This window comes from Sphingobacterium sp. UT-1RO-CII-1, assembly GCF_026711005.1.
In the GTDB taxonomy this organism is placed as follows: Bacteria; Bacteroidota; Bacteroidia; order Sphingobacteriales; family Sphingobacteriaceae; genus Sphingobacterium.
The window spans coordinates 63,084-72,680 of record NZ_JAPPVJ010000011.1; the positions used below are offsets into that span (position 1 = coordinate 63,084).

At 38.2% G+C, this 9,597-nt stretch carries 5 protein-coding genes and 4 tRNA genes; all 9 read right to left on the reverse strand.

Annotated elements, in window-relative coordinates; translation table 11 throughout:
• Entirely contained in the window at positions 1-867 is an 867-nt protein-coding gene (locus ORI89_RS18260) for a nuclear transport factor 2 family protein (RefSeq protein WP_268231960.1), read from the reverse strand.
• A 24-nt stretch (positions 868-891) separates the two neighbouring features.
• Positions 892-2,364 carry a cysteine--tRNA ligase gene (gene cysS / locus ORI89_RS18265; protein ID WP_268231961.1) on the reverse strand — a complete coding sequence of 491 codons (1,473 nt, stop codon included), beginning with the start codon at positions 2,362-2,364 and terminating at the stop codon, positions 892-894.
• Positions 2,365-2,382: 18 nt separating this feature from the next.
• Positions 2,383-3,687 carry a ribosome biogenesis GTPase Der gene (gene der, locus ORI89_RS18270; protein WP_268231962.1) on the reverse strand — a complete coding sequence of 435 codons (1,305 nt, stop codon included), beginning with the start codon at positions 3,685-3,687 and terminating at the stop codon, positions 2,383-2,385.
• A 214-nt stretch (positions 3,688-3,901) separates the two neighbouring features.
• Positions 3,902-5,554, reverse strand: coding sequence for a RagB/SusD family nutrient uptake outer membrane protein (locus tag ORI89_RS18275; RefSeq protein ID WP_268231963.1), 1,653 nt, complete (start codon positions 5,552-5,554; stop codon positions 3,902-3,904).
• A gap of 22 nt (positions 5,555-5,576) precedes the next feature.
• Positions 5,577-8,729: a SusC/RagA family TonB-linked outer membrane protein gene (locus tag ORI89_RS18280; RefSeq protein ID WP_268231964.1), complete on the reverse strand. Its 3,153-nt coding sequence runs from the start codon at positions 8,727-8,729 to the stop codon at positions 5,577-5,579.
• A 426-nt stretch (positions 8,730-9,155) separates the two neighbouring features.
• Positions 9,156-9,228: transfer RNA gene (locus ORI89_RS18285), tRNA-Met, on the reverse strand.
• A gap of 48 nt (positions 9,229-9,276) precedes the next feature.
• Positions 9,277-9,349 (reverse strand) — tRNA-Met (locus ORI89_RS18290).
• A gap of 48 nt (positions 9,350-9,397) precedes the next feature.
• A tRNA-Met gene (locus tag ORI89_RS18295) sits at positions 9,398-9,470 on the reverse strand.
• Positions 9,471-9,518: 48 nt separating this feature from the next.
• Positions 9,519-9,591: transfer RNA gene (locus tag ORI89_RS18300), tRNA-Met, on the reverse strand.
• Between the last annotated feature and the right edge of the window lie 6 nt (positions 9,592-9,597).

Consider the following 9,597-nt stretch of genomic DNA (forward strand, 5'->3'; position numbering starts at 1 on the left):
TTACCTTTCAAACATCATCTCAATCATCACCTGCCATTGGTAATCATTTTTAAGTTGCCAAATTCGAATATAATTAAACTTCATTTCCTTTTCTTTTGTAGTAACTGTTGCTGTGCCAGAAGTATACGCATACTCTCCGCTATAAGCTCTTCCAACACCTGTAGGTTCAGTTGTAATCTCTATACGTTCTTTCTTCAGAAAAGCCAACACATTTTTCTTACCTTCTATCTCCTCTTTCCAAGGATAGTAATAACGAACATCATCTGCCAGAAACTCATTAAAAGCAGCTGTATTATCCGCTCTTAACACATTCGAAAACAACTGATCAGTCTGTGTAACTACTTCCTCACGCTGTTCCAAACGTACTTTAGACCTATGCTTTAGATACCATGAGTCATCAGGCTCATAAAAAGTTAAATCAGAGCTATTATTTTTTCCATAATTTTCAACTTCCGCTCTAAGCTCCAATTTCCAGCTTCCACGTTTATCTCTTCTCCACACACTTAAGTACTGTCCGTATCTTTTAATAGCCCCTATTTTCTGAAATTCAAAAGGTCCCGACGTAACCCCCCAATCTAAACTTCTCGAAACTAAAGCGAAGTTAGGCTGCCAGGTCATCACATCAGGAATATTAGGCCTATTTTTTAAATAATTAACTGCATTAACAATTGAGGGTACATACAAGACAGATTCCTTATCAACAATAGACATGAGTGCCGCATGTGGGCTTTCTACTCTAGAGACATTAGCCGCTGCCCTGTCTGCAGTAATTAAACTGCCTACCTTATCAGGCAGTTGTGCCCATACCTGATGCGCTTGTAAGAAGATAGTTGATATGGCTATAAATAAACTTTTTTTAACTGTCATGAATTTTAATTTGCTCTCTTACAATCAAATCTTATTCCAAAGAGTTCCCTCCTTGCTATCCTTCAATTGTATACCAATCGCACTAAGTTGCTCCCTGATACTATCGGACGTAGTAAAATCCTTATTATTTTTAGCTGTATTTCTAATATCAATAATAATCTTAACAAGCTCATCAATACTATCTTTATCAGCACCTAAAACATCATCTTTCAAACCCAAGACATCAAAAACGAACACATTCATTAATGATTTAACTCTATTTAATGCTTCTTCATTTATTGCAGCCTTTCCATCATAAGCAGCATTAATAAAGCGAACAAGCTCAAACAACTCGGCAATAAGAACTGGACTGTTAAAATCATCATCCATTGCTGCATAACAACGTTTTTCAACCTCTTCCAGATCGATGCCCACTTTAGATGAATTACCAGGTTTAATTTTATCCAGTAAGTTTATGCTGCTCATCAAACGCCTATAGCCTTTATCTGCTGCATCGAGCGCATCATTTGAGAAATCCAAGGTACTTCTATAATGCGCCTGCATCATAAAAAAGCGCACGGCCATTGGCGAGAAGCCACGTTCTAGGAGAGGATGGTTACCTGTGAATAACTCTTCCGGTAAGAAACCATTGCCAGCAGACTTTGACATTCTTGTACCATTTACGGTCAACATATTAGTATGCATCCAATATTTAGCAGGTTGTACACTATGGCAAGCTTCGGACTGTGCAATTTCATTCGTATGATGCGTAGCTGCTAAATCCATACCTCCACCATGTATATCAAATTGCGCACCTAAATACTTGCTGCTCATTGCAGAACATTCGATATGCCACCCCGGAAAACCTACGCTCCAAGGAGCTGGCCACCGCATAATATGTTCTGGTTTTGCTTTTATCCAAAGTGCAAAATCTAAACGTCCCCGCTTCTCATCCTGTCCTCCCAGTTCTCTCGTATTATTGAGTAAGTCTTCTAACTTTCGATTTGTCAAAATCGTATAATCGTGTTTCTTGACATATTTTTCTACATCAAAATAGACCGTCCCATTTACTTCATAGGCAAATCCATTAGCAATAATCTGCTGAATCATTTCGATTTGCTCAGAAATATGACCTGTTGCAGTTGGCTCTATACTTGGCGGTAAAGTATTAAACATGCGCAAAACATCATGGAAGCCTAAAGTATACTTCTGCACAATTTCCATCGGCTCTAATTGTTCTAATTTTGCCTTTTTAGAAAACTTATCGTCACCTTCATCACGGTCTCCTTCCAAGTGCCCCGCATCTGTTATATTACGAACATATCTAACTTTATAGCCTAGATGACGTAAATAACGAAAAATTAAATCAAAAGATACAAATGTACGGCAATTACCTAAATGCACATCGCTGTACACAGTAGGTCCACATACATACATCCCCACAAAGGGGTCTTCTAATGGTATAAACTTCTCCTTTGTTCTGGTTAGAGTATTATAAACAAAAAGATTATTCTCCATATTATTCCTGATCTCCAATTATTTCTGTCTAAAATATATTTGAATAGGCACGCCAGTAAAATCAAAATGTTCCCGCATTTTATTCTCTACATAACGCTTATAAGGCTCTTTAATATACTGAGGTAGGTTACAGAAAAACACGAACATTGGTGATCTTCCGACCAACTGTGTTACATACTTAACCTTAATATATTTTCCTTTTATTGCCGGAGGTGGATAGTTAGCAATAATATCTAACATAACATCGTTTAGTTTCGACGTGGATATACGCTTTGTCTTATTAGCATAAACTTCCATAACAGTTTCCACAACTTTAAAGATACGTTGCTTCTCTGTAACAGATGTAAAAATGATAGGAACATCAGTAAAAGGAGCTATTTTTGCTTTAATACGCTCTTCAAACTCTTTTGCTGTTTTATGATCTTTTTCAACAGTATCCCACTTATTTACAACAATGACGATTCCTTTCTTATTTTTTTCGGCTAAATGGAAAATATTAATATCCTGACCTTCAATTCCATCATTCGCATCCAGCATCAGCACGACGACATCAGAGTCTTCCAATGCTTTTATTGTCCGCATCACAGAATAAAACTCGATATCTTCATTTACTTTACTCTTTTTACGCAAGCCCGCTGTATCAATCAATAAAAACTCATGCCCAAATTGATTATAATGTATACGTATAGAATCCCGTGTTGTACCAGCGATATCGGTAACAATATTACGGTCAACTCCTAGTAGTGCATTAGTCAAAGAAGATTTTCCAACATTCGGTCTACCAACAATCGACACTTTAGGCAGCGTGCTTTCCTCTACCTCTTCGTCTTCCGGAAAGTTAGAAACTACAGCATCCAGTAAGTCACCTGTTCCTGAGCCCGAAGCGGAAGAAACGTTGAAAACTTCACCTAAACCGAAGGCATAAAATTCGGCCGAATCATAATGTAATTTTGCATGATCCACTTTATTAGCTACAACATATACAGGTTTGGAGCTCTTACGCAACATACCAGCTATCTCATCATCCAGATCTGTCGCTCCCGTCGTAACATCGACCATAAAAATAATGACTGTTGCTTCTTCTACAGCAATATGTACCTGATCACGGATAGCCTCTTCAAAAACATCATCTGATCCATGTACAAAACCACCTGTATCAATTACGGTAAAGGTTTTACCAATCCACTCCGCTTTCTCATAATGTCGATCACGCGTAACTCCACTAAAGTCGTCTACGATAGCTTTTCTACTTTCTGTCAGACGATTAAATAAGGTGGACTTTCCTACGTTAGGACGACCAACAATTGCAACTATATTTGCCATAACTATTTTTTCGGTATTAATATTGTTACCTCACAGCAACACTCTTCTTTATTCAAGCCCACAAAGTTACGATAAATTAAAGGATTTTTAGGAGCATTCATAAAAATACAGTCGCCATATTGTAATATAACGTTCTCTATTTTATTCTATAAAAAAAGCGCTGTTTCCCTTTATAGAGAAACAGCGCTTCATGATTATATAGATATATTACTTTCTAATAACCTTGATTTTGCTCTAACACACCATAAGAAAGGTCTATTTGCTTCTGAGGTACAGGCATCAGATACAACTTATCTGACCAAACTCGACGCTGAGCGATGTCCCCATTAACACCATAAATATCCTTCATTACATCTGGAGCAATTTTCCAACGTCTGATATCTAAGTAACGTCTACCCTCAAGCGCAAGCTCTACCATTCGTTCATGGCGTATTGCTTCTCTTAGTGCATCTTTAGATCCTAGCTTTGAACGATCCAAGACAGGCATAGCAGCACGTTTACGAATTTTATCTATAGCATCATAGACCTCCGCACTTGGTCCGAACGCCTCATTTTGAGCTTCTGCAAAATTCAATAAAACCTCTGCATAACGAATTAAAACAGCGTTAGAATAATTATCCAATTCCGCACGACTTGCCGCTGGGTCAACAAACTTTCTAAACCCGTAACCTGTTTTAGACACGTTGTTGCCACTACCGCGCCAGTCATATTTGTAACCACCAACTTCAGTTAATGCATTCCATGGTGCACCTTTAAAAGAGATAGTTGCATAAAAACGAGGATCTCTATTTTTATATTCTTCTACAAATTTAGCAGCATCATTCTTAAAGTAATTTGCACGTTGCTCTAACGTCGGCGATTTTACGCGTTCCCCAGTCTGATACACTTCATAAGCATCAACTAAATCCTGCGTTGGAGCTATTGAGCTCCAACCACCGGTAGCTGCGTCCATTAAAAATGTATTGTAATAATTAGCCTGTGATTGCACTATGTATTGACGATCTAAAATAACTTCACTATTTCCTTCATTAACCTCGTGAAATATTCCTTCATAACTACGTAGAGCAGCTCTAAATTTCTGCTCATCAGTCGCATCTTTAAAGTCTACAAATTTAGAATAATCATCTTTCAAGTCTCTCTCCGATTCTTCTCCTGCATTAAATAAAGAATACCCCATACCCATAACTTCTCTCGCAACTGCTGCTGCCAACTCATACTGCCCTTCATTCAACAACACGCGAGATTTAAATGCTAATGCTGCTCCTTTTGTTACTCGTCCCTTTTCATTAAATTTTCCTCCTACATAGCTTTCTGGCAAAACTTTAGCTACTTCCGTCAGTTCATTTAAAATAAAATCCAAAACCTGTGCTTTAGGCGTACGTTTGATATTCAACACCTCTTCCTTTATTTCCAACACTGTAGTAACCAATGGAATATCCCCAAAATTACTCATCATTGTGTAGTAAGAGAAAGCTCTTAAAAAACGTACCTCTGCTTTATAACGCTCCTTCAACTTCTCATCCATCGTGGCTTTATCTACATTCTCAAGAAAATAGTTCGCTTTACGCTTATCCACATAGCTCCACCCTGCATCCAGAGAAGTATTTACTGTGCCTGCTGCGACAGCTGTTGCTTTACTCTCCCAAGTATATTGTCCATGGGCAATATCTGTAGCTGCATCTTCGTACATAACTCCATCTCCGGGTAAATCAGCATATATCGCATTAACTGCTAAATAAACTTCTTGTGGAGATGTCCAGAATGTGGTTTCAGACACATCATTCTGAGGAGGTCGTTCTAAAAAGTTTTTTTCACAAGAACTAAAACCTAAAGTAGCTAAAAGTCCTATATATATAAATTTTCTCATTTCTTTTTTCAATTATTTTACTCTAAAACTTAGCTGTCAACCCTAAAGAAAAAGTCTTAACACCTGGATATCCTGGACGACCGGAGCCCATCTCTGGATCGTAATCTTTCATACGTTTATCACCGTGAATGGTAAATGGATTATTTGAAGAGGCATAAATTCTAAAATTAGACATACCGAGCTTAGAAATTTTTGCTTTTTCAAAAGTGTAACCTACAGTAATCGCACGAATTCTAAAGAAATTACCGCTGAACAACCAAAAATCAGAATTGATATAGTTTTGAGGTTCATCAGAAGGTTGTGTAATACGAGGGAAATCTGCATCTGCACGGTTGTTTTCTTCAGTCCAACCATTTAACCAGACGGACTTCACGTTTCCATTATTATAAAATGGCAGAGAACTTTCTCCTCCCATGTAGGTTTTTACACCGCCAACACCATATGTTAACACGTCAATATCAAACCCCTTATATGCAGCGCTTATATTGAAACCATAGTTAAACCATGGCACATCATTTCCGACAACTGTTCTATCTTCAGCATTTAAAACCCCATCACCATTCACATCTACATATTTTATATCACCTACTTTAGGTTTTCCTGCAATATCTACTTGACTTGGGTGATTGTCAATTTCCTCTTGCGAAGTAAACAAACCGTCTGACTTATACAGATAGTAGTCACCAACCGAACCACCTACACGATTAATCCAATACTCTCCTGTAGGCATTTCTGAATAAAGACTGCCTAATGTATTAATTGTATTATTTATTTTAGAGATATTACCTGACAATGAATATCTAAAATCATCTCCTATTCTTCCATTATAGGTGACCATTAATTCAATACCTTTATTCGTTGTTTCCCCCTGGTTTTCAAAAGCATACTTATCCCAACCACCTGTAGCTAAATGGTCACGTTGCATTAATATACCTCGTGTATTTTTCACGAAATAATCAGCTGTAATATTTACTTTACCACCTAATACAGTTGCATCTATTCCTACGTTGGACATATACACCTTTTCCCACAGTGCTGCTCTATTTACCGCTGCTGCTTGTTCAGCTCCATCTACAGCTATCCCTTCAAAACTATATAATGGTCTTACAGCAATAAGATCAAAATAATTACCTATTGCGACCACATCTTGGTTACCCAATGATCCCCATGAACCTCTTAATTTCAGAGCATCTAACCAGGTTACATTGTCCATGAACGATTCTTTATCAATATTCCATCCTGCTGAGAATGATGGGAAAACTGCACGTCTATTTTCTTCCGCAAAGCGTGACGAATAATCAATACGTGTATTCGCCTCGAATAGATACTTATCTTTATATGAATAATTGAATCGACCAAAGAAAGAACGGATAGACCACTCTTCTTGCCTTGTACTATTTGCTAAACGATCACCATCTTTACTCATATCTTCAGCTGCGGATGATCCTGTACCAATTGTAGTCTGATCGTTATTTAAAAAGTTTTTACGCCCTAAAAATGCATCTCTATACACATTAGACTCCTGTGAAGCTCCGGCAGTGATTTTTCCCCAATGATCACCAAATCGGCGCTCATAGTTAGCTGTAATCTGGGTCAATAACTCTTCACGTTTCCCCCAGGTTTCTTTCATCTCATTAACAGTATTAGCCGTACCTGTAATAGGCTCTTTAGTCAAAAAGTTCAGCACAGGATCCATTGTGTAATCAAAAGCCCATGAGTTTGTATTTGTATATTTCAAGGATACCATACCATCTAAAGAGAATCCTTCAAATGGTGTTAAACTAGCGTTTCCGGCCATTTGCAAATAATTATCTCTATTTGTTGAACGTCCACCTTCATGCAATCTTCTTAACTGATTTTCCTTTGCGACAGTACCAGAAACCTGTCCATTAGAAATAGAACCCCACGTGCCATCCGTATGTCTAGCAACAGTGGTTGGTAAAGCACGGCCCATCTCTACCCAACTGATTGCTCCACCATCTCTATCGTAATCTTGTTTTAAAAAAGAAATATTCGTATTAAAGGTCAATAGATCCTTTATTATCTCACTCTGTGTATTTAGTTTGATATTTAAACGATCTTGTTTACGCCCTGGAACTAATGACTCTTGATCAAAATAATTCATTCCTAAATAATAGTTTCCAAGCTTACCCGGTGAAGTGACATTAAAACTAAGATCTCTTTGTGGTGCACCTTGCTTTAAAAGCTCTTTATACCAATCAGTATTGGGATACATGTCCGGATCCGAACCATCTTTGAACTTCTGAATAACATCATCAGTGAATAAAGGCTGTGCTCCATAGTTCTTTTTTGCACGATTCATCAATTCTATATACTCCAAAGAATTAGCCATCTTAGGCAAATAATTCGAACGTTGCCAGCCATAACTTGCTGCCACCCCTATAACAGCCCTATCGCCACCACCTTTTTTTGTAGTCACTAAAATAACACCGTTAGCTGCTCTTGAACCATAAAGTGAAGATGAAGCCGCATCTTTCAACACGGACATACTAGCGATATCCTGCGGACTAATAGCAGAAAACTCTGTAGATGTTGCTGGAATACCATCAATAATGAACATTGGCGACGGGCTCCCAAAATTAGAACGGCCACGCACAGAAATAGTTGCATTACTTCCTTTACCAACATCACCCGGGCGACTTAAAACAGTAATACCTGGCGAAATACCCTGCAATGCATTTTGCATAGACGTAACAGGGCGCTCAGCTAGTTGCTTAGGAGTAATAGTAGCAACAGAACCTGTCATATTAACTTTCTTCTGCGTACCAAAAGCTACGACTACCACTTCGTCTAATTGCTCTCCTGATTCTGTTAAAGAAATGTTTAACACATTTCCATCAACAAGCTGTTCATAACTTTCATAACCAACTGCAGTAAAAGACAAAACTTGCCCCTTCGCAGCTTTAATAGAAAACTGTCCTTGGTCATCTGTTGATGTCGCACCAACATTACTACCTTTAATGGAAACGGTAACACCGGCAATAGGTCCATTTACCCCAGTTACAACTCCCGTAACTGCATCTTGAAAATAGACATTAGTAACATTAAATGGCATGGAAGAAGATGCCATTGTTGTCGATACACCTAAAAACAAAGCAGAGGCAAATCGAAACGTCTTACTAATGAAAAAAGGACGCATAAATCTCTTTATCATAAAATACTTTTTAAAATTGAACTTCAAAACACTCTATACGGTCTCAAATCGTCGGGGAAGTTAAGAGAAAGTTAATGAATGTTAAAAGTATTATTAAACGAAAACGTTTGCGTAAAAATATCAATCGATTGCATGAACAACATTTGCAACACGCGCCAATAAGATACTCATAAAGCCATTATCTCTCTTTCTATCATTAAATAGTTGCGAAGCAAATTATGAGATAATCACCTTTAACAAAGAGCATATGAGACGAAATCAAATATTGTAACTTATGAAAAAATAGAAAGGAGGGAATACAGAGTCAATTTAACCTTTGATTAAACGACTTACAATAGAAAAGTCTTTCAAAGGATATTAACAAAAAACAATAGTATATAGAAAATAAAACAAGAAAGCCTCTCAGCAGGAGAGGCTTCTTAATAGTAGCGGGGACCAGACTCGAACTGATGACCTTCGGGTTATGAGCCCGACGAGCTACCAACTGCTCCACCCCGCAATGTATTTTAAATTTCTTTGAGCTAAGTATCACACTTAGCTCTTTTAGTAGCGGGAACCAGACTCGAACTGATGACCTTCGGGTTATGAGCCCGACGAGCTACCAACTGCTCCATCCCGCAATGTATTTTAAATTTCTTTGAGCTAAGTATCGCACTTAGCTCTTTTAGTAGCGGGGACCAGACTCGAACTGATGACCTTCGGGTTATGAGCCCGACGAGCTACCAACTGCTCCACCCCGCAATGTATTTTAAATTTCTTTGAGCTAAGTATCGCACTTAGCTCTTTTAGTAGCGGGGACCAGACTCGAACTGATGACCTTCGGGTTATGAGCCCGACGAGCTACCAACTGCTCCACCCCGCAATGGTT

Bases quoted from the DNA above. Each gene is read 5' to 3' on its own strand.
- ORI89_RS18260 (WP_268231960.1), bottom strand. From the start codon at position 867: ATGACAGTTAAAAAAAGTTTATTTATAGCCATATCAACTATCTTCTTA.
- cysS (WP_268231961.1), bottom strand. From the start codon at position 2,364: ATGGAGAATAATCTTTTTGTTTATAATACTCTAACCAGAACAAAGGAG.
- der (WP_268231962.1), bottom strand. From the start codon at position 3,687: ATGGCAAATATAGTTGCAATTGTTGGTCGTCCTAACGTAGGAAAGTCC.
- ORI89_RS18275 (WP_268231963.1), bottom strand. From the start codon at position 5,554: ATGAGAAAATTTATATATATAGGACTTTTAGCTACTTTAGGTTTTAGT.
- ORI89_RS18280 (WP_268231964.1), bottom strand. From the start codon at position 8,729: ATGATAAAGAGATTTATGCGTCCTTTTTTCATTAGTAAGACGTTTCGA.